Here is a 20,475-nt window from a genome sequence, read left to right as displayed (position 1 = left end):
AAGCCTCACTTGTTATAGGTAAACCCGCCGGGGAAGTGCACCGTCTTGAACTTGTCGTTCACCCCGTGGAGCGACTCCGACTGGCCGACGAAAAAGTATCCGTACGGCTGGAGGTTGTTGTAGAAGTGCTGCACCACCTTGCTCTTGGAAGCGGTGTCGAAGTAGATCAGGACGTTGGCGCAGAAGATGAAATCGAAGCTCTTCATGAAGAGCATCTTGTTGTCATCGTAGAGGTTGAGATGGTTGAAGGTAACCAGCTTCTTCACCTCGGGGGCGAGCACGAATTTCCCGGCGCCCTCTTCCTTGAAGTATTTCTTCAGGTAGAACTCCGGGGTGTTGCGCACCGAGTAGCTGTTGTAGACCCCTTCCTTGGCCTGGGCCAGTACCGTTTCGTTGATGTCGGTGCCGACGATCTCGATGATCCAGTCCTTGAGGAGCGCCTGGCGTTTTTCGAGGAGGATCATCGCCATGGTATAGGCCTCTTCCCCGGAAGAGGAGCCGGCGCTCCAGATGCGCAGCTTCCTGAAGCCGATCTTTCCCTTCACCCCGACGATCTCGGGGAGGAACTTGTTCTCCAGCGCGGCAAGCTGCGGCGGGTTCCGGAAGAAGCAGGTCTCGTTGGTGGTGATCTCGTCGAGCAGCTTCTTCAGCTCGTTGCTGCCGCCCACACCGCTGCGGACGAATTGGTAGTATTCGGCGTGCGTCTTGGTGCCGGTCGCCTCCATGCGCCGCGCCAGGCGGCTCTCGAGAAAGTACTTCTTGCTCGAATGGAAGTAGATCCCACAGACGTTATATATGTAGTCCCGTAACTGCTCGAAGTCCTTTTCGCTGATCTTCGGGCTGGCCTTGGGATCAATTGGTTTGGTATCGAATGACATAGCTGACCCTCAAGCGTTAGATACGTCCGCCGGCGGCGTCGCCGCCACCGATGAGCCCCATCGGATCCACGATCAGCGCAACCCTGCCGTCGCCCATGATCGTCGATCCGCCGATACCCGGGAGATTGGAGAGGAATTTCCCCAGCGACTTGATGGCAACTTCCTGCTGGCCCAGCAGGCGGGTGACGATGAGCCCGACCCGCTTCTCGGCCACTCCCACGATGACGACATAGCAGGTCTTGCGATCGACGTTCTTGATCGGGGTGCCGAAGACGCGGTGCAGCCTGAGCAGCGGGAGGACGGAATCCCGCAGCTTCAGCACTTCCTGGCCCCCGACCATGTGGAACTCGTCCGTGTTCACCCGCATCGTCTCGATGACGGAAGAAAGCGGGATGGAGTAGACTTCCCCCTCGACCTCGACCAGCAGCGACTGGATGATGGCGAGGGTGAGCGGAAGCTTGAGGATGAACTCGGAGCCGTGGCCGACGTCGTTTTTGATCTCGATGATGCCGTTGAGCTTGCGGATGTTGGTGCGGACCACGTCCATCCCGACGCCGCGCCCGGAGAGGTCGGTGGTGACCTCCTTGGTCGAGAAGCCGGGGAGGAAGAGGAGGTCGAGGATCTCGCGCGGCCCCATGGCGGCAAGCTGTTCCTCGGTGACCAGCCCCTTGTCCAGGGCCTTCTTGGAGATCTTCTCCGGATCGATGCCGCGCCCGTTGTCCTTGATGCTGATGACGATCTGGTTCCCCTCGTGGGCGGCGGAGAGGACGACGGTGCCGGTGCGCGGCTTGCCGGCGGCCAGACGCTCGTCCGGAGTTTCCAGACCGTGGTCCAGGGCGTTGCGGATCAGGTGAATGAGCGGATCGCCGATCTCGTCGACGACGGAGCGGTCCAGCTCGGTCTCCTCACCGATGATGTGCAGGTCGACTTCCTTGCCCAGGTCACGGGCCAGGTTGCGCACGATGCGGGGAAATTTCTTGAAGACCTTCTCCACCGGCAGCATGCGCATCTTGAGGACCTGCATCTGCAGTTCCGAGGTGACGAAGTTGAGCCTCTTGGAGAGCTTCCCGAAATCGTCGGCGAACTCGACCGGGTCGAGCCCGACCTGGTAGTCGCTGTGCAGCTGGATCATCCGGTTGCGCTCGAGGACCAGTTCGCCGACCTGGTTCATCAGGTCGTCGAGGCGCTTGACGTCCACGCGCACCGTCGAGTTGTCGGCGAGCTCATCCCCTTTGGCGGCGGGAGCCGGCTTCTTGGCCGGGAGGTTCTCCTTGGGCGGCGCCGGAGCCTTCTCGACCGGCGCGACCGCAGCCTGGGGCGCTGCCGCGGCCCCTGCGGGCTGGGCGGCAGCTTCGGCCGGAGCCGGCTCGGCAGCAGCGGCGGCCTGGGGCGGCGGCACGGCAGCCTGCGCAGCACCCGGGGCCAGCACGGTAGCCTCGGCGGCGCCTTCGGTCAGGAAGGGGGTCAGCTTCGCGATCGTCGAGTCGATGTCGCGCTCGACGATGTCGCCGTCCTTGATGTCGGCGACCAGGGTCTTCACCAGGTCGACCGCCTCGAGGATCACGTCCATGATCTCGGGGGTGACGGTGAGCTCCCCTTTGCGGAGACGGTTGAGCACGTCTTCCGTTTTGTGGGTCACCTTCACCAGGAGGTCAAAGCCGAGGAAGCTGGAAGCCCCCTTGACGGTATGGATGGAGCGGAAGATGCGGTTCATGAGATCCGCATCGTCGGGGCTTTTTTCCAGTGCCACCAGGTCGTCGTCAAGTTTTTCTAAAAGCTCGGTGGTTTCCGCAAGGAAACCCTCTAATAGCTCCTGATCATCGCAATCAATGGGCATTTTCGCGCTCCGGAGAATTCAGGGAAAAACCCCGATTTTTCTGCTTAACCAATGCTGGAAAACATGCGGCGTTCGTCGGCGGTGAACATCCGCTCCAGGTCGAGAAGTACCAGGAGCCGCTCGGCCTGGTTGATAACCCCGGCCATGCACTCCTGCTCGATTCCGTTGGAAACGACCGGCGGCGGAGGCTGGATCTCTTTCTCGGAGATCCGGATGACTTCCGATACCTCGTCGACGATGAACCCCATCAGTTCGCCGGCCACTTCCATGACCATGATGCGGGTCCGCTTGTCGTACTCGGCTTCCATGAGGTCGAACTTGCGCCGGAGGGAGATGATCGGAATCACCTTGCCGCGCAGGTTGATCACGCCTTCCACGTAGTGGGGGGTGTTGGGGACCCGCGTGATGTTCAGCATCCTGATGATTTCCCGCACCATCAGTACGTTGATGCCGTATTCCTCTTTCTCGAGGTTGAAGCTGACCAACTGGATCAGCTCACCACCGAACTCCTCACCCTTTACCATCAGCGCGGTCTCCATAGATGACCCTCCGTATCAAGTCTCGCTGGGGTCCCTGGCGCGGGAAACCCATTTATTATCCTCTATTCGGCCAACTCGTCTAAATACTGAAATATATTTTTTGGGTCGCCGACGGAAACGGCCCAAAAGGGCAAAAATGTCGGAGTACCGACGCGAACTGCCGGCCCCGATGGGGTCGGCGCGGCATCGGGGCGTTCGCCGCAGTGGCGGCTCAGGACTGCTCCGGGGGTGTTGCAGGGCACTCAGGGAGAGGCGCAAAGCATACCGGAAACGGTCGGCAATGCAAAAAATTGACAAAAGACCCACGGGGGGCAGTCATTTTATTGACATTGACGGCGTATCCCGTTATATTTGGCAAGACTTTTTCCCATATCGGCCCAATCCGGAGCAACTTTAATCAAATCGGGGAGACGATGGACACACCCAGAATACTGATTGCGGATGACGACAAGAAGACCCGCGATTTTGTCGCGGCTTTCTTGAGCTACAAGGGCTACCAAGTCTTTCAAGCTTTCGACGGCCAGGACGCGCTGCAGAAGATCGAGCTCAACGACGTGCAGATGGTGATCACCGACATCATGATGCCCCGCGTCAACGGCCTCGAGTTCATCAAGCAGCTGAAATCGATCCGTCCTGACATCGTCACCATCGCATATAGCGCTTTTGCCAATTTCGAGATGACCGCGAACCTGCTCAAGGCAGGTGCCTTTTTTTACCTGGAAAAACCCTTCAACCTGGACGAGCTGGAAACCCATGTCAAACGCGGCCTGGAACATCAGGCGCTGCAAAGCAAGAGTTTTCGGTCCAAACCATGCATAAAGAACCGTGCCCTGCTCAACAACATCATCGGGGAGAGCGAAAAGATGTTGTCGCTCTTCGAGATGATCGAGAAGGTGTCCAGCTCCGACTCCACGGTACTGATCCAGGGGGAGTCGGGGACCGGCAAGGAACTGGTGGCCCGCGCCATCCACGACCTTTCCACCCGTGCCCAGAAAAACTTCGTCGCGGTCAACTGTGCCGCGATCCCCGATGACCTTCTGGAGAGCGAGCTCTTTGGCCACGTCAAGGGCTCCTTCACCGGTGCCGTCGCCACCCGCATCGGGCGCTTCGAGATGGCCGACAAGGGAACCCTGTTCCTGGACGAGATCGGGGACATGAAGGCGAACCTGCAGGTGAAGCTCTTGCGCGTGCTGCAGAACAAGGAGCTGGAACCGGTCGGGGCGAGCCGCCCCAAAAAGGTGGACGTCCGGATCATCGCGGCGACCAACCAGAACCTGGACCAGCTCGTGGTTTCCAAGGCGTTTCGCGAAGACCTCTACTACCGGCTCTCGGTCATCCCCATCATGCTTCCGGCGCTTCGGGAGCGGGACGCCGACATTGCGCTGCTTCTGAACAGCTTTCTGGACAAGTTCAACCGGAGCAAGCAGCGCAACGTGCAGGGGTTCGATCGGGACGTCATGGAGGTCCTGAGCAGCTACGACTGGCCCGGCAACGTACGCGAGCTGGAAAACCTGGTGGAACGCATGGTCATCCTCAAGGGGAGCGGCATCATTTCCCTCAACGACCTGCCGGAGAAATACCGCGGCAAGCGGGGGCCGGTCATGAGGACGGAGCAGGTGAACCTTCCGGAGAGCGGCTTTTGCCTCAACTCCGCAGTCGAGGAATTCGAGAACCGGCTCATCCTCCAGGCCCTGCAGCGCAGCGGCGGCAACAAGAAGGAGGCCGCCGAGCTGCTCAACCTGAAGCGGACCACCCTCATCGAAAAGCTGAAAAAGAAGAAGCTGGTCTTCGGGGAGACCCATACGGCCGGCTGAAAAGGAACAAGCCATGGCCATCAATCCGGTGACCCTCCGTCCGGGGGTCGAGGAGACGGGTGAATCCAGAAAAACCACGAGCACGGCGGCAGCCGGCGCCTTCGACGCGCTGCTGTCCCAGACGGGGGGTGCGCCGGAACCTATTTCGGCACAGACCGCCGCCGAGATCCTGAAGCTCAAGATGCTGAACAGCGCGGTGCAGCTGGGGGAGACGAGCGATTCCCGCAGCAGCACGCCGACACCCGGTATCGCCGGGGCGCTCGACGCCTTCCTGGCCCAGGCCGTGGCGCCGACCGGTCCGTCGTTTGCCGAGCTGGCCGGTGGCCAGCCCCCCCAGGCCTGCTTTGCCAACGAAGCTACCTCGGTCTCGGTTTCCTCCACCGCCACCGGAACCGACGGCGTCATCCAGAAAGCCTCGGCGCGCTACGGGGTCGATCCCGCCCTGATCAAGGCGGTGATCCACGCCGAAAGCGGGTTCAACCCGCGGGCGCTCTCCCGGGCCGGAGCCCAGGGGCTGATGCAGCTGATGCCGCGCACCGCGCGGGACCTCGGCGTTTCCGACCCGTACGATCCCGAACAGAACGTGATGGGCGGGACCCGGTTTCTCAAGGAGATGCTCAACCACTACGGCGGCAACGTGGACGCGGCGCTGGCGGCGTACAACTGGGGCCCCGGCAACGTGGACCGGCACGGCAGCGGGTCGCTCCCCAGGGAGACCCGCGATTACCTCGCCAAGGTGAAGAGCCTGTACGCCCAGTACCAGGGATGACAATAGAATAAGGTGAGACCGCCCCGCGCCCAGCTGCGGCGGCGGACTTCCCGGCCGACCTGCGGCCGGGGGCATTGAGCAGGGGGGAACGTGCCGGAAGAGAGCAAAAAGCTTCAGCGGATCATCGAGCTTGGTCTCGCCATTTCCAGCATCAACGATCTCGACCTCCTGCTTGAAAAGATCCTCCAAAACGCCCGCGCCTTCACCAACGCCGACGCCGGATCCATCTACGTTCGCGAGGGCGACCGCCTCCATTTCAGCTATACCCAGAACGAAACCTTTCAGCAGAACCTCCCCGCGGGTCAGAAGCTCGTCTACTCCAGTTTCTCCATTCCTATCGACAACAGTTCCATTGCCGGCTGGGTCACCAAAAACGGGAAGATGATCAATCTCCCCGACGTCTACCACCTCCCTGCCGGCTCCCCGTATTCCTTCGACTCCAGCTACGACCGGATTTCCGGCTACCGCACCTGTTCCATGCTCACCTTCCCGCTGAAGACCACGCGGGGGGATGTGGCCGGGGTGCTGCAGCTGATCAATGCCAAGGATGCCGATGGAAAGGTGAGCCCGTTTCAGCAGGAGGATGAGGCGCCGCTGATCCATTATGCGAACAGCGCCGCGGCGGCCCTGGAGCGCGCCAAGCTGATGCGCGGGGCGATCCTGCGCATGAACAAGATGGCGGAGATGCGGGACCCGAAGGAAACCGGCGCCCACGTAAAGAGGGTTTCTTCTTATGCTCTGGTGATCTACGAAGGGTGGGCGCAGCGGAAGGGGGTCTCGCGGGACGAGGTGGAGCGGAGCCGGGACCTGCTCCGGATGGCGGCGATGCTTCACGATGTCGGGAAGGTGGCCATCTCGGACGTGATCATGAAAAAACCGGGGCGTTTCACCCCGGAGGAATTCGAGATCATGAAGCAGCATACCGTGATCGGGGCCCGGCTTTTCGAGGAGCTTTTCTCGGACATGGACGAAGCCGCCTGCGTGGTGGCGCTTAACCACCACGAGCGCTGGGACGGCGCCGGCTACCCCGGCAACGTCGACTTTCGGTCCACCGGGGCGCCGTCGACCGCCCCCCAGGGGAAGAAGGGAGAGGAGATCCCCCTTTTCGGCCGGATCGTCGCCGTTGCCGACGTCTTTGACGCCTTGAGTTCCCAGCGTTGTTACAAGGAAGCCTGGGACGAGGACAAGGTGCTCGAGGAGATGAAGAGCCAGGCCGGCCGGCAGTTCGACCCCGAGCTTGTGGAGATCTTCCTGGAAAACCTCACCACCATCCGGCAGATCAAGGAGATGTACCCCGAAGCCGACTAAGTCCCGCGTGGGGCGGATCGGACTGATCCGGCCGATCGATCCGATCGGTCCCCGCAGGCTCTATTCCCTCACGTAGATGTTCTGGTCCGAGGAATGGACCATCGCCATCACCCGCATGTACTCGTCTTCGATCAGGTCGTAGTGACCCTGGGTCCCCTTGATCACCGCCTCGAAAACGTGCTTTACCTGCTGATCCGTTATGTCCTGGACCAGCACCTGGTACAGCTCGATCCCCGCCTTTTCTTCCTTGAGCGCGATCTCCAGCGCCACTTTTTCCGTCGTATCGGCGGCAATCGCCTTTTCCAGCGCCAAGTGGGTGGCCGAGAGCTTGTCCGGCGGCGTGGCAATGAACGCGTCGATCGGTCCCAGGTCTTCCCACTGATAAAGTCCGTAGAAGGATTTCAGGTGATCGACCTCCTCCTTTGCCAAAAGGGTGAAAACCTCCTTCGAGCGGGCATCGGTCACCAGCTCCGCTGCCTTGCGGTAGAAATCCATGCTGTCCTTCTCCGATTTGATCGCCAGCCGCAGCGCCTCCTGCAAGGTGTAATGCTTGGTCATGGTGAAGCCTCCTTGGGTACCCCGTCCGTCAAAGGAAGGGGTGGTGGTTTGGCAACAATGGATACTGCCGGGACCGCCTCTTTGTAGGAGCGACATTCTTGTCGCGATCCATTTCTCGGACGAACGAGGAAGCTCCCTAGCGTTAAAAGACGCCGTTGGCGAAACCAACTGCGGCACCTCATCCCGAAATGGATGGTGAGCAAGTATAGCCGGGGTGTCCAGTCGGTCAATTTAGTTGCATGGGATGAGAGGGGAGGGGGCTTTATGCAGGTAGGGGGGCGAGGTGGAACAGGCGGAGTGCGTTCTCGGTGGTCTGGCGGGCGAGATCCTCGACCGTGGTGCCCCGGGTCTCGGCGACTCGCTGCGCGACATAGAGCAAATAGGAGGGGAGGTTGGTCGCGCCGCGGTGCGGTTCCGGGGTGAGGTCCGGAGCGTCGGTCTCCAAAAGGAGCCGGTCCGCCGGTAGGGCCGCGGCGACCGCCACGGGACGTACGGCGTTGGAGAAGGTGATGCTTCCCGAAATGGAGACGTAGAAGCCGAGCTTCAGGACCTCGCGAGCCGTCTCCACACTCCCGGAGAAGGAGTGAAAGACGCCGCCGACTTCCCCTGCCCGTTCTTCCTTCAAGACGGTCAAGACGTCGGCAAAGGCCTTGCGGCAGTGGATCAGGACCGGACGGGCAGCGGTCAGGGCGATCCGCAGCTGGGCCCGGAAGGATTCGATTTGGAGGTCGCGGGGAACGTCGAGGAGATAGTCCAGGCCGATTTCGCCAATGGCCAGGCAATGGGGGGCAAGTTCGGCCAGGCGGCCGAGGGAGACCGCGTTGCAGCGCCCGGCATGCATGGGATGGATGCCGCAGGCGGGGAAGACCCCGGGAAAGGTGCGGGCCAGCTCGATGATCCGATCCCACCCCTCCGGAGCGATTCCGGGTACCACCATGCCGGTCACCCCGGCGCCGGCCGCCTCGGCGACGACCTCGGCCAGCCGGGGCGTGAAAACGGGGTCGTCAAGGTGACAATGGGTATCGAACCACATGGCTTCAGGGGAGATGGAGCCCGGGGTGCTCCTTGAGCTCCTTGATGATCTCCACCTGGCGCTGAACGATGAACCGGGAGATCAGGTTTTCGGTGTCGCGGTCCGGTTCGATCTGGAAGGCGACCCGGGATGCTTCGGGGTCGTCGGTCACCTTGAGAAGCGTCGCGGGGAGGGTGAGCGTCCCGACCGGAAGAGAGACGGTGACGATCCCGACCTCGCTGGGCGAAAAGTTGGGGACGGACGGCACCGAGATGGAAACGCCGGTCAGCGACATGTCATTGAGGGTGCCGCTGATCTCGCCGTTGCGCGAGGTGAAGGAGGCCTTGATCACGTCGTCGGTCAGGGCCACCCGGACCGACATCCGGCGGTCGGCGCGCACCACCGCGTAGCTGAAGCGGGAAAGGACGATCCGGGACTTCTCGATGTTGACGTAGGTGACGTTGGCGAGGACGTCGCGCCGGAAGGCGTCGCTTTTCATCACCGTCACCTTTTCGGTGGACATCACCACGGCCTGGACCTGGTGTACCTCGAACTCGGCCGAGTCTGTTTCGACGGTAAGGAGATCGGCACCGTAGCTGACCGGGATTTCCTTGAAATAGTTGAGGAAGCGGAGGTCATTGGGAATCTTCCCCGCTTTCATCTTGGCGAGGATTTCTACTATTTCAGCGCTATCCTTTTCTTCCCCTTTTATCTGGATGCGCTGATAAAGATCGTTCATGTCACCACCTGAAAAATATGTTGCCCTTTTACTGGCGGGCGTGTAAAAATCCTTCGATAGGACTTGGCGAAGATACTATCTTCGCCTTTCTTTTGTCCATAACTTTATCCGGAAACATGGAGTACCAGGTTGAAAAGGTATAACGAGCAGGAGATCGAAAAGCGGCGCACTTTCGCCATCATCAGTCACCCGGACGCGGGTAAAACCACCATAACCGAGAAGCTTTTGCTCTTCGGCGGCGCGATCCAGCAGGCCGGCGAGGTCCGGGCCCGAAAATCCGCCCGCTATGCCACGAGCGACTGGATGGAGATGGAGAAACAGCGCGGCATTTCGGTAACTTCGTCGGTCATGAAGTTTACCTACCGCGATTTCGAGATCAACCTTCTCGATACCCCCGGTCACAACGACTTCTCCGAGGACACCTACCGCACCCTCACCGCCGTCGACTCCGTGCTCATGGTCATCGACTCCGTGAAAGGGGTCGAGAGCCAGACCAAGAAGCTCCTCGAGGTCTGCCGCCTGCGGCACACCCCGATCATGACCTTTATCAACAAGCTGGACCGTGAAGGGCGGGAGCCGCTCGACCTGCTCGACGATATCGAGAACACGCTCAAGATCCAATGCGCGCCGATGACCTGGCCGATCGGGATGGGGAAACGGTTCCGCGGTACCTACCACCTCTATACCAAGGAGATCACCTTCTACGATCCCGAGGCGGACCGCGGGGTAGGGGAAGTCATCACCGTCAAGGGGCTCGACGACCCGCGCCTGGACGAACTGCTCGGGAGCCAGGTCGATGAGCTGCGTGCCGACGTGGAGCTTCTGGAAGGGGCGGCGCACCCGTTCGATCAGGAGGCTTACCTCGCCGGCCTGCAGACCCCGGTCTTCTTCGGCTCGGCGATCAACACCTTCGGGGTGCAACAACTGCTCGACTCCTTCGTCGACAACGCTCCGTCGCCGCTGCCGCGCGAGACCGCGACCCGCACCGTCTCCCCGTACGAGGAGCCGTTCACCGGGTTCACCTTCAAGATCCAGGCGAACATGGACCCGGCGCACCGGGACCGGATCGCCTTTTTCCGCATCTGCTCCGGCAAGTTCGTGCGTGGCATGAAGGTGAAGCACATCCGCCTGGGCCGCGAGGTCCAGATCGCCAACGCCACCATCTTCATGGCCCAGGACCGCACCAACGTCGACGTGGCCTATGCCGGCGACATCATCGGCATCCACAACCACGGGACCATCAAGATCGGCGATACCTTCACCCAAGGCGAGGACCTCAAATACACCGGGATCCCGAACTTCGCCCCGGAACACTTCCGCAAGGTGCGCATCCTGAACCCGCTGAAATCCAAGGCGCTGGAAAAAGGGCTGGTGCAGCTCGCCGAAGAAGGGACCACCCAGGTCTTCCGGCCCCTCATGGGCGCCGACTGGATCGTCGGCGCGGTCGGCATGCTGCAGTTCGACGTGGTCATGAACCGGCTGGAAAACGAATACGGTGTCAAGGCCGTCTACGAGCCGGTTTCCTACGTCACGGCACGCTGGGTCACCGGCGACCGGAAGCAACTCGACGAATTCCAGAAGAAAGAGGCGATGGCCTGTTATACCGACGGGGAAGGGAAACTCGCCTACCTGGCCGGGAGCCAGTGGCGCCTCGACAACACCATGGAAAACTGGAAGGACCTGGAATTCCACGCCACCCGCGAGCACAGCTAGCAACCCCTATGGCACCACCGACGACGTCTCCCCTTTACGCAAAAGAAGCGCCCCGGCCAAATCTGACCGGGGCGTTCTTCGTGCTCGCCGCGGGAATGCTCTGGGGAACCACCGGCACGACCCAGGCCTTGGCGCCGGCCGGCGCCGGACCGCTTACCATCGGACCGCTGCGGCTGCTGGTGGGAAGCATCGTGTTGTTGCTGCCGGCTTTATACCGGGGCGGCTTTGGCCGCGGGCGCTGGCCGGTGGCAACCACGTTTATGGCCGGGGCCGGGGTAGCCTGTTACCAGATCTGCTTCTTCTCGGCGGTCCGGCTGACCGGGGTGGCGGTGGGAACCTTGGTGGGGATCGGAAGTTCGCCGATCATCGCCGGAATCCTTGGTTACCTGTTTCGTGGCGAGCGGCCCGGGCGCAGTTGGGGAGTCGCTACCTTGTTGGCCTTGGTCGGCTGTGGTTTGCTGGCCGGTGGAGGCGGCGGCATCTCGGTGAATCCCTTCGGGATCCTTCTCGCCCTCGGAGCTGGTGCATCCTACGCCGGATATACCATGCTCCTCAAAGGCCTTTTGCCCGGACGCACCCCCGACGCGGTCATGGCGGTCGTATTTAGTATAGGAGCCATCCTACTTCTGCCCTTGCTTTTCCTTTCCGACCTGCGCTGGGTCGCGGCGCCCAGCGGGATCGGGGTCGTCCTCTACCTGGGCGTACTCGTCACCGCGCTCTCCTACTGGTTATTTGCGACCGGGCTGCGCACCGTACCCGTTGCCACTGCCGTCACCCTCTCCCTGGTCGAACCGCTCACCGCAGCACTGCTCGGGGTTTTGCTCCTTGGGGAGCGGCTGTCTCCGCTGGCTCTCAGCGGAATTCCTCTTCTCTTTGCGGGGTTATTGGTTTTGGCGCGGTCGATGGCGCGACGGTAGACCCGTAACTCGGGGGACCCTTGCCTAACCTGTGGGAGCGCCATTCCTGGCGCGATCAGCGAGCGAAGCGCTGGAATGAGCTCATTTTCGACCAAAGAAAAGGGGGACCGACACCGATGGTGCCCGTCCCCCTTTCAACGACTGCCCGGACCCCATCCCAAGGGCGAATTACGCCTCCAGCCCGAGAAACCCCAGCAACCTCTCCAGGGAAGAATTGATCACCTGTTCCTCGGCAATCCCCGCATCACGAACCAGTTTCAGCGCATCCTCGAACACCCCGACCCCCTGCGCGATGTGAGCGTCGCTTCCGATGGCGACCGGAGCGCCGATTTCGGCGCAGAGGCGTGCGATCTTCAGGCAATTCCCGGCGCTCCCCACCCGGCTCAGGCCCAGCGAAGAGTTGTTGATCTCCAGCGCGGTGCCGGTAGCCTTGGCGGCCTCGACAATCTGGCGGTAATGAACCGGGAATTCCGGGTTCCCGGGGTGCGAGATGTACTTTACCCGCGGGTGCTCCATGGCGGCGAGCAGCGCCCTGGTGTTGAGATCGATGTTCCCGTCCGCCCCTTCGGGAAAACCGCAATGGTCGTGGATGCCCGCGATGACGTAGTCCAGGTGAGTCATGTCGCCGATGGCAAGGTCAAGCCTGCCGGTGGGATCGATGATGTTCGCCTCGATGCCGCGCAAAATCCGGACCCCGGCGATTTCTTTGGGAATGAAGCGCATGGCGCAGAAGTGGTAGCGGTGCGGCCCCCCGGGCATGGCCGGGCCGTGGTCCGAGATGCCGAGCGCGAGGAGGTTTTTGGCCGCGGCGGCCTGGGCGAGTTCGTTGACGGTAGAGTAGGCGTGCCCTGAGGCAAGCGTGTGAGTATGCAGGTCGGCTATGAGTTTCATGAGAACGACTATTTCACAGACGCCGACATATTGTCAACTGCATGAAGTATCGGGGCAGGGTGGTGGGGTTGATCGCGCCGGGAATGGTGCTCCCAGCGGGTAGGCACGCACCCTCGTTTTGGGGCCTTGGCGTCCCTTGAGCCCCTCAGAGCCGTGGCCAAAAAAAAAGGGCCCGCCGAAGCGGACCCTTACATTACATCGAAAACCGAAACTGAAATTACTTAGCGACGGTTTTAGCGAGTTCGAGAGCAACATCCTTGTACGGGTTAGCGAACAGGATGATGAGGCAGACGACCAGGGCGTAGATCGCGAGGGACTCGATCATGGCCAGACCGATCATCATGGTGGTCAGGATTTTGCCGGAAGCGCCCGGGTTGCGGGAAACGCCTTCAACAGCGGATTTAACCGCGAGACCCTGGCCGATGCCAGTGCCGAGGGTACCGAGGGCCATGCCGATGCCGGCTGCGAGAACACACATGGTAAAAAAGCTCATTTTCTTCTCCTTCTGTGGGTTTTATTTCCTAAATAGTATAGGAATGGTAATTCTTCGAATTGTCGTAGTCCCTTGATTCCCTGGTGTCCCTTAGGTCCCTGACCGAAGTGACTCCGCGGAACTTCAGCCTAGTGCGCGTGCTCCAGCGAACCCTGGATGTAGATCATGGCCAGGAGCATGAAGACGAATGCCTGGATGAAGGAAACCAGCACGCCCATCAGCATCATCGGCAGCGGCACCAGGAACGGAGCCAGCCCGAAGAAGATGATGAGAACGAGCTCGTGGCCGTTCATGTTGCCGAAGAGACGCAGGGTGAGGGAGATCACGCGGCTGAAGTGACCGATCACCTCGATGAAGAACATCATCGGTGCCAGCCACATGATGGGTCCGAGGAAGTGCTTGATGTACCCGAAGCCGTGCTCTTTCACCCCGACAACGTGGGTCATCACGAAGACGACCACGGCGCAGGCGGCGGTGGTGTTGATGTTGGCGGTCGGCGGGAAGAAGCCCGGGACCAGGCCGATCAGGTTGGAAACCAGGATGAAGATGGCCAGGGTCGCGATGAGCGGGAAGAACGGGCGGCCGTGCTCGCCCATGGTCTCGACCAGCATGTTCTCGATGCCGCCGATGACGACTTCCATGAAGTTCTGCATCCCGGAGGGGACCGCAGCCATCCGCTTGGTGGCAGCCAGGGAGACGAGGATCAGCGCAATGATGATCAGCCAGGTGTAAACCACGGCGTCCGCGCCGGCTTCGGAAATTCCGAGGGGTGCGAGGATTTCGCGGAAGAAATGCAGGAAAAGGTACGGATGAACCATTGCAGCTAGCCTCCTTTGCGGGTGGACAGGAATATAGAAAATAAAATGACGTTGATCACGAGGACCGAAAGCCCGAGCAGCAGTCCGAACAGATCGGCCTTCAGGTAGACGATCAGGACGTAGAGAAGGATCGCCATGACCGCGATGCGCCCCAGGTACTTAAGGAACGCGTAACGCGACGGGTTGGCCGGCTGGATGTTGAGGATCGCCTCCAGCCCCTGCCGCATTCTATAGAAATTCGCCGTAGCGAGGATTCCCCCGGCCAGGACCGAAAGCCCGAAGCGGACCGAGAAGATCAGCAGGCCCAAAACGGCCAGGCCCAAGGTCATCCAGCCGCTCCACTGGAGCAGGCGGCCGTAGATGTTATCCTCGTTTATCCTTGTCGTCCCCGCCATTGCGTAAGTCTTTCCCGGCCAGAATGAAGATGTTGCGGAAGCCGGCCACAATACCGAAGAACATGAAGATAAAGAAGCACCAGGGCTTGGTTCCCAGCCAGGCGTCCAGCTTGAGCCCCAGGTAGATCCCTATGGCGATCGCGACGGCAAAGGATATCCCGATGGTCGAGACATTGCCCAGCGTCTTTAACAGGTCTTTTTTCTCTTGGTCCACACGCTCTCCTCTCACCCGTCGTAAACGGACGGAAGAAAACAAGGCTAGATAGCACAGTCCCCACAACGCTGTCAACGCTTTTGTCCGCAGAGACACTCTTTTAAGTCATTGAACGGCCGCGTAAGAGCGCGGTATACGCCGAATACAGTATACCGCCGGGCCATCTTTTATTACACCGGTCGCTGTTTGGTCGAGCTCCCCTGCTGCTGAGCAGTCCGGGATGTCCCCGGTGCCGGTAATGCAATCGGTCGGTTGCGTTAACGGGACAAAAAAGACTATATATATCTTATTGCACGCCCCGTTCCAAATTTACCGAGTATAGGTCTTGCCTCTGAAGCAGACGATCATCTCCGAGGCGGTCGTTTTGACCGCCGCAAGCCCTGTGACAGATTTCTCTTGCCATTAAAAGAAAAATCCACTAAATTTTCAAATGGTTACACGAATCGTCCGTCGGCGCCTGCTGGCGGGCGAATCTTCTTGCGGCAGCAATCCCTAAAAAACACCAGCGCCCCTCCCCGGAGCGGGGAGCGGCGCATTTTTGTGCCATCACGTGTCGATCTGACGGGCGGAGCATGCTGCGCCCTCACCCAAGCCGGCAGGTCGCGTTGCGGAATGAAACGCGACGCTTGCGGCAAAGCGGATGCGGTTGCGTTTCACGGTAAAGCCGTGCAACGCAACCTACGGTTTCGCTCACGCTGACAACGTTACCGGCACGGTGACGCTGTCGAGCGGCAGGGACCCAAAAGAAAACGGGGGCCAGGTATTTCCCCGACCCCCGATCCCCGACCCCGGACCCCCGGGGTTTTACAGCCCTTTGAAGCACTTCGCCGCGGCGGCGATGGTCGCTTCGATCTCCTGGTCGCCGTGGGTGGCGCCGACAAAGGCGGTCTCGAACTGGGAAGGGGCCAGGTAGATCCCTTCCTGGAGCATCGCCTTGAAGTACTTGGCGAAGGCCTGGGTGTCGCAGGCCGCCGCGGTATCCCAGTCGTAGACCGGGTTTTTCGAGAAGAAGGCGCAGAACATGGAGCCGACCCGGGTCGAGTAGATCGGGAAACCGGCGTCCTTGGCCGCCTTGGCGATCCCTTCGGCCAGTGCCTTGCTCTTTTCTTCCAGCTGCTGGTAGAAGCCGGGCGCCTGGAGGAGCTTCAGGGTTTCGATCCCCGCGGTCATCGCGAGCGGGTTGCCGGAGAGGGTGCCCGCCTGGTAGACGCCGCCCGCCGGGGAGAGGAGGCTCATGATCTCCTTCTTGCCGCCGAAGGCCCCAACCGGAAGGCCGCCGCCGATGATCTTGCCCAGCGTGGTCATGTCGGGGGTGACCCCGTAGACTTCCTGGGCCCCGCCGTAGGCGACGCGGAAGCCGGACATGACCTCGTCGAAGATGAGGACGATCCCCTCCTGGGTGCAGATCTCGCGCAGCCCTTCGAGGAACCCGGGGTTGGGGGGGACGGTCCCCATGTTGCCGGCGACCGGCTCGACGATGATGCAGGCGACGGTCCCCTGGTTGGCGGCGACCAGCTCGCGGACCGAGTCGAGGTCGTTGTAGCGGGCGGTCAGGGTGTGGCGGGCGAAGTCGGCGGGGACGCCGGGGGAGTCGGGGACGCCGAAGGTGGCGGCGCCGGAGCCGGCCTTGACCAGCAGCGCATCGGAATGGCCGTGGTAGCAGCCGGAGAATTTAAGGATGTTGTCCCGGCCGGTGTAGCCGCGGGCCAGCCGGATGGCGCTCATGGTCGCCTCGGTCCCGGAGCTCACCATGCGGACCATCTCGATGGAGGGGACCGCCGCGATGACCATTTCGGCGAGGGTGATTTCCAGTTCGGTGGGGGCGCCGAAGCTGCAGCCGCTCTCGGCGGTCTTCTTGATCGCCTCGACGACCTTGGGGTGGCAGTGGCCGACGATCATCGGCCCCCAGGAGCCGACATAATCAATAAAGGAGTTGCCGTCCTCATCAAAGATGCGCGGACCGGCCGCCTTGGTGATGAAGAGGGGATCGGCGCCCACCGAGCGGAAGGCGCGCACCGGACTGTTCACGCCGCCCGGGATGGACTGCTGGGCTTTCTGGAAAAGCGAAGTGGAGCGACTGAAGTTCATAACGGGACTCTCCTAACTACAGAATAAATATCGGCAAAAACTGGCCGTTGGTAGCACGGCTGAGCCGTGCCTGTCAAGGGATAATAGGCTTTCATCGGGCATTCCGTCCACTGCCGATTTTAAAACAATGTTGTAGTTTTTATCGGCACTTGGCGCAGAAGTTTTTTCTAACATTAAAAAATTTTCTCCTTGACAAAGAAACCCAAATGAAATAATTTCGCGTCGCTATGTTGTATACAGTATACTTTTTTTTGAGCGCGCGGTACTCGGAGATAGAGCTTTGAGCAGGGCGGCAAGGGAAGAAGTGCGCGGTATATCGCATATTTGTGCGCCCATAACGATAAAACAACAAACAGGTAAGTAGGGAGGATAGGATGCTTGGTGCGTATCTGCCAATCTTGGTACTGGTGGTCATAGCCTGTCTCTTTGGCCTTGGGTCGGTGGTTTTTTCGTCGCTGATCGGCCAGAAAAAGCCGTCGAAGGTGAAGCTCCAGCCCTACGAGTGCGGCTGTGAGCCGGTAGGCACCGCCCGCGAACGCTTCTCGATCAAGTTCTACCTGATCGCGATGCTCTTCATCCTGTTCGACATCGAGGCCGTGTTCCTTTACCCCTGGGCGGTCCTCTTCAAGCGTCTCGGCACCTTCGGGCTGATCGAGATGGGGGTCTTCATCGTCATTCTCTTTGTTGGATACGTATACGTCTGGAAAAAAGGAGCACTGGAATGGGAGTAGATCAGCCGTTGGGTGAAAACATCCTCACCACGTCCCTGGACAGCCTGGTCAACTGGGCACGCAAGTCCTCCATCTGGCCGATGACCTTTGGTCTCGCCTGCTGCGCTATCGAGATGATGGCGACGGGCGCCGCCAAGCACGACCTGGACCGGTTCGGGATCATCTTCCGCGCGTCCCCCCGCCAGTCGGACTGCATCATCATCGCCGGCACCGTCACCAAGAAGATGCTCCCGGTCATCCAGACCGTGTACGAGCAGATGCCGGAGCCGAAGTGGGTCATCGCCATGGGCGCCTGCGCCTGCTCGGGCGGTATCTTCGACACCTACTCCGTGGTTCAGGGGATCGACGAGGCGCTGCCGGTCGACGTCTACATCCCGGGGTGCCCGCCGCGTCCGGAAGCGCTGCTCTACGGGATCATGAAGCTGCAGGACAAGATCTCCAAGGAGCGCAACAGCTTCGGTTCCACTATCGGCCTGGGCGAAAAGCTCGAACCGGCCGCGTAACCCAAAAGACCAAAGGGAAAGGTAAGGCATATGGCTGAAAATCATCGCGCTGTAGTGAAACTCAAGGAGCGTTTCGCCGATTCCATCCTGGAGTGCAAGGAGTTTCGCGGCGAAGTCACCGTGACCGTCAAGAAGGAGAAGATCCTCGAGATCCTCAAGACCCTCAAGGAAGATCTCCGTTACAACTTCCTGACCGACGTCACTGCGGTTGACTACCTCGGGCAGTCCCCCCGTTTCATGGTGGTCTACAACCTCTACTCCATCCCCAACAAGGACCGTCTCCGCGTGAAAGCGCCGGTGGACGACTCCATCGACTCGGCAACGGCCCTGTGGAACACGGCCAACTGGCTCGAGCGCGAGGTCTACGACCTCATGGGGATCAACTTCGTCAACCATCCGGATCTCAGAAGGATCCTGATGCCCGATGACTGGGTCGGCTATCCGCTTCGGAAAGACTACCCGCTGCAGGGACCCGATCGCGAGCCGTACAAGGGTCGTTTGTCGTAAGTTGACTACGGAATTAAATCTTCCAACACATAGAGGCGATCAATGAGCACCGAAATAATGACTCTCAACATGGGGCCCCAGCACCCCAGTACCCACGGCGTTTTGCGGCTCGTCGTCGAGCTCGACGGGGAGATTGTGGAGAAGATCACCCCGCATATCGGATACCTGCACCGCGGTATCGAGAAGCTCTCCGAGCACCGTACCTATCACCAGACCATCCCCCTCACCGACCGCATGGACTACCTGGCCCCGATGCACAACAACCTGGGGTACGTCCTGGCCGTTGAGAAGCTCCTGGGCATCGAGGTGCCGGAGCGGGCCCAGACCGTCCGCGTCATCATGGCGGAGCTGACCCGTCTCAAGAGCCACCTGGTCTGGATCGCCTGCCACGCGCTGGACATCGGCGCGATGACCGTGTTCCTCTACGCGTTCCGCGAGCGCGAGCTGGTCATGGACATCTACGAGATGGTATCCGGCGCCCGCATGACCTCCAACTTCTTCCGCGTCGGCGGCCTCTCCAAGGACGTCCCGGAAGGGTTCGTCCCGGCGGTCCAGAACATCGTCGACACCTTCATCGGTCACTTCGACACCTACGAGGGGCTCCTCACCAAGAACACCATCTGGCTGCAGCGTACCGTCGGCAACGGCGTGATCAGCGCCGAGGACGCCATCAACTACGGCCTTTCCGGTCCGCCGCTGCGCGGTTCCGGGGTCGACTTCGACCTGCGCCGCGACGAGCCGTACTCCGGCTACGAAGGGTACGACTTCCAGGTGGCGGTCGGCGAGAAGGGCGACACCTTCGACCGTTACAAGTGCCGCCTCGTCGAGATGCGCCAGTCGATCAGCATCCTGAAGCAGGCCCTGGGCAAGCTGAAGCCCGGCCCGGTCCTCGCCGACGAGCCGCAGGTCTGCTACCCGCCCAAAGAGGACGTGTACAACTCCATCGAGGGGCTGATCCACCACTTCAAGATCGCCAGCGAAGGGTTCCCGGCACCGGAAGGGGAGGTCTACGTCGGTGTGGAAAACCCCAAAGGGGAGCTCGGCTACTACCTCGTTTCCGACGGGAGCGCCAAGCCGTACCGCATGCGGGTCCGTCCCCCCTCATTCGTGAACCTGAGCGCCATCGAGAAGATGGCCAAGGGCTCCATGATGGCCGACCTCGTCGCGGTCATCGGAACGCTCGACATCGTTCTGGGTGAAATCGACCGGTAACACTAACGACAAAGGAGATGGGGTACATGTCTAACGCCTCAGCAGCAGAAGAGCTCCCGACTGAAGAGATCGACCTCGCCCTAGCGAACGAGGTGATCGACAAATACCTGACCCTGCCGGGGAACCTGATGCCGGTCCTCCAGGGGATCCAGGACGGTTACGGCTTCGTGCCGAAGCCGACCATCGACCTGGTCGCCGAACGGCTCAACGTCTACCCGAGCCAGATCTACGGGGTTTTGACCTTCTACGCCCAGTTCCACCTGAAGCCGCGCGGGAAGTACATCATCAGGGTCTGCGTCGGGACCGCCTGCCACGTCCAGGGTGCCGAGCGTATCACCGAGACCTTCTTCGACCGGCTCCACATCGGCCACGCCGAGACCTCCGCGGACCTGCGCTACACCTTCGAGAAGGTTGCCTGCCTTGGCGCCTGCGGCATGGCGCCGCTGGCCATGGTCAACGACGACACCTACGGGAAGATGACCGTCCAGAAGGTGGACGAGATCATCGAAACCTACAACCAGCGGCCGATGAAGTAGGCG

General features: G+C 60.8%; 22 protein-coding genes. 10 read left to right on the top strand and 12 right to left on the bottom strand.

Features of this window, described 5'->3' with window-relative positions; all coding sequences use genetic code 11:
• Positions 1-5: 5 nt before the first annotated feature.
• Genes JFN93_RS15100 through JFN93_RS15090 form a run of 3 tightly spaced genes read right to left on the bottom strand, consistent with a single transcriptional unit; the run spans position 6 to position 3,254 of the window.
• Positions 6-878 (bottom strand): CheR family methyltransferase, encoded by an 873-nt coding sequence (locus JFN93_RS15100; protein ID WP_199384935.1) that lies wholly within the window; start codon positions 876-878, stop codon positions 6-8.
• A 16-nt stretch (positions 879-894) separates the two neighbouring features.
• Positions 895-2,715, bottom strand: coding sequence for a chemotaxis protein CheA (locus tag JFN93_RS15095; RefSeq protein ID WP_199384934.1), 1,821 nt, complete (start codon positions 2,713-2,715; stop codon positions 895-897).
• A gap of 44 nt (positions 2,716-2,759) precedes the next feature.
• Complete coding sequence (locus JFN93_RS15090) at positions 2,760-3,254, bottom strand: chemotaxis protein CheW (protein ID WP_199384933.1); 495 nt, start codon at positions 3,252-3,254, stop codon at positions 2,760-2,762.
• Between the two features lie 413 nt (positions 3,255-3,667).
• Between JFN93_RS15090 and JFN93_RS15085 the strand changes: the two genes are divergently transcribed.
• From JFN93_RS15085 to JFN93_RS15075, 3 genes are all read left to right on the top strand, one after another.
• Entirely contained in the window at positions 3,668-5,068 is a 1,401-nt protein-coding gene (locus JFN93_RS15085; RefSeq protein WP_199384932.1) for a sigma-54-dependent transcriptional regulator, read from the top strand.
• A gap of 13 nt (positions 5,069-5,081) precedes the next feature.
• On the top strand, positions 5,082-5,837 hold the full coding sequence (locus JFN93_RS15080; protein ID WP_199384931.1) for a lytic transglycosylase domain-containing protein: 756 nt from the start codon (positions 5,082-5,084) through the stop codon (positions 5,835-5,837).
• A 90-nt stretch (positions 5,838-5,927) separates the two neighbouring features.
• Positions 5,928-7,145 carry an HD domain-containing phosphohydrolase gene (locus JFN93_RS15075; protein ID WP_199384930.1) on the top strand — a complete coding sequence of 406 codons (1,218 nt, stop codon included), beginning with the start codon at positions 5,928-5,930 and terminating at the stop codon, positions 7,143-7,145.
• Between the two features lie 60 nt (positions 7,146-7,205).
• On the opposite strand, the gene JFN93_RS15070 is transcribed toward JFN93_RS15075, so the two are convergent.
• The 3 genes from JFN93_RS15070 to JFN93_RS15060 form a co-directional block, all read right to left on the bottom strand.
• Positions 7,206-7,703, bottom strand: a complete 498-nt coding sequence (locus JFN93_RS15070) for a ferritin-like domain-containing protein (protein WP_199384929.1) — start codon at positions 7,701-7,703, stop codon at positions 7,206-7,208.
• A gap of 262 nt (positions 7,704-7,965) precedes the next feature.
• Positions 7,966-8,736 carry a TatD family hydrolase gene (locus tag JFN93_RS15065; RefSeq protein ID WP_199384928.1) on the bottom strand — a complete coding sequence of 257 codons (771 nt, stop codon included), beginning with the start codon at positions 8,734-8,736 and terminating at the stop codon, positions 7,966-7,968.
• 4 nt (positions 8,737-8,740) lie between these two features.
• Entirely contained in the window at positions 8,741-9,454 is a 714-nt protein-coding gene (locus tag JFN93_RS15060; RefSeq protein WP_199384927.1) for a PilZ domain-containing protein, read from the bottom strand.
• A gap of 129 nt (positions 9,455-9,583) precedes the next feature.
• On the opposite strand from JFN93_RS15060, the gene JFN93_RS15055 reads away from it, so the two are divergent.
• Both JFN93_RS15055 and JFN93_RS15050 read left to right on the top strand, forming a co-directional pair.
• Positions 9,584-11,167, top strand: coding sequence for a peptide chain release factor 3 (locus tag JFN93_RS15055; protein WP_199384926.1), 1,584 nt, complete (start codon positions 9,584-9,586; stop codon positions 11,165-11,167).
• 8 nt (positions 11,168-11,175) lie between these two features.
• The gene (locus tag JFN93_RS15050) at positions 11,176-12,084 is read left to right on the top strand and encodes a DMT family transporter (protein ID WP_199384925.1); all 909 of its coding nucleotides are present in this window, start codon (positions 11,176-11,178) and stop codon (positions 12,082-12,084) included.
• Positions 12,085-12,252: 168 nt separating this feature from the next.
• Here JFN93_RS15050 and JFN93_RS15045 read toward each other — a convergent pair whose 3' ends face one another.
• The 6 genes from JFN93_RS15045 to hemL form a co-directional block, all read right to left on the bottom strand.
• Entirely contained in the window at positions 12,253-12,975 is a 723-nt protein-coding gene (locus tag JFN93_RS15045) for a PHP domain-containing protein (protein WP_199384924.1), read from the bottom strand.
• Positions 12,976-13,192: 217 nt separating this feature from the next.
• Positions 13,193-13,468 carry an ATP synthase F0 subunit C gene (gene atpE / locus JFN93_RS15040; RefSeq protein WP_199384923.1) on the bottom strand — a complete coding sequence of 92 codons (276 nt, stop codon included), beginning with the start codon at positions 13,466-13,468 and terminating at the stop codon, positions 13,193-13,195.
• 128 nt (positions 13,469-13,596) lie between these two features.
• Positions 13,597-14,286 (bottom strand): F0F1 ATP synthase subunit A, encoded by a 690-nt coding sequence (gene atpB, locus JFN93_RS15035; protein ID WP_199384922.1) that lies wholly within the window; start codon positions 14,284-14,286, stop codon positions 13,597-13,599.
• A 5-nt stretch (positions 14,287-14,291) separates the two neighbouring features.
• The gene (locus JFN93_RS15030; RefSeq protein ID WP_199384921.1) at positions 14,292-14,681 is read right to left on the bottom strand and encodes an ATP synthase subunit I; all 390 of its coding nucleotides are present in this window, start codon (positions 14,679-14,681) and stop codon (positions 14,292-14,294) included.
• The gene (locus JFN93_RS15025) at positions 14,650-14,895 is read right to left on the bottom strand and encodes an AtpZ/AtpI family protein (protein WP_199384920.1); all 246 of its coding nucleotides are present in this window, start codon (positions 14,893-14,895) and stop codon (positions 14,650-14,652) included. The genes JFN93_RS15030 and JFN93_RS15025 overlap by 32 nt, the downstream gene beginning before the upstream one ends.
• A gap of 804 nt (positions 14,896-15,699) precedes the next feature.
• Complete coding sequence (hemL, locus tag JFN93_RS15020) at positions 15,700-16,983, bottom strand: glutamate-1-semialdehyde 2,1-aminomutase (protein ID WP_199384919.1); 1,284 nt, start codon at positions 16,981-16,983, stop codon at positions 15,700-15,702.
• 374 nt (positions 16,984-17,357) lie between these two features.
• Between hemL and JFN93_RS15015 the strand changes: the two genes are divergently transcribed.
• Genes JFN93_RS15015 through JFN93_RS14995 form a run of 5 tightly spaced genes read left to right on the top strand, consistent with a single transcriptional unit; the run spans position 17,358 to position 20,472 of the window.
• Positions 17,358-17,714, top strand: coding sequence for an NADH-quinone oxidoreductase subunit A (locus tag JFN93_RS15015; RefSeq protein ID WP_199384918.1), 357 nt, complete (start codon positions 17,358-17,360; stop codon positions 17,712-17,714).
• Entirely contained in the window at positions 17,705-18,217 is a 513-nt protein-coding gene (locus tag JFN93_RS15010) for an NADH-quinone oxidoreductase subunit B (RefSeq protein WP_199384917.1), read from the top strand. Before JFN93_RS15015 ends, JFN93_RS15010 begins: the two co-directional genes overlap by 10 nt.
• 30 nt (positions 18,218-18,247) lie before the next feature.
• The gene (locus tag JFN93_RS15005; RefSeq protein WP_199384916.1) at positions 18,248-18,724 is read left to right on the top strand and encodes an NADH-quinone oxidoreductase subunit C; all 477 of its coding nucleotides are present in this window, start codon (positions 18,248-18,250) and stop codon (positions 18,722-18,724) included.
• Between the two features lie 42 nt (positions 18,725-18,766).
• On the top strand, positions 18,767-19,936 hold the full coding sequence (gene nuoD / locus JFN93_RS15000; protein ID WP_199384915.1) for an NADH dehydrogenase (quinone) subunit D: 1,170 nt from the start codon (positions 18,767-18,769) through the stop codon (positions 19,934-19,936).
• A 26-nt stretch (positions 19,937-19,962) separates the two neighbouring features.
• Positions 19,963-20,472: an NADH-quinone oxidoreductase subunit NuoE family protein gene (locus tag JFN93_RS14995; RefSeq protein ID WP_199384914.1), complete on the top strand. Its 510-nt coding sequence runs from the start codon at positions 19,963-19,965 to the stop codon at positions 20,470-20,472.
• The last annotated feature ends 3 nt before the right edge of the window (positions 20,473-20,475 follow it).

The sequence above is a fragment of the Geomesophilobacter sediminis genome, assembly GCF_016458275.1.
Lineage (GTDB): Bacteria > Desulfobacterota > Desulfuromonadia > Geobacterales > Geobacteraceae > Geomesophilobacter > Geomesophilobacter sediminis.
Note: the sequence above shows the minus strand (reverse complement) of the source record. Positions and strands in the feature narration are given on the sequence as shown.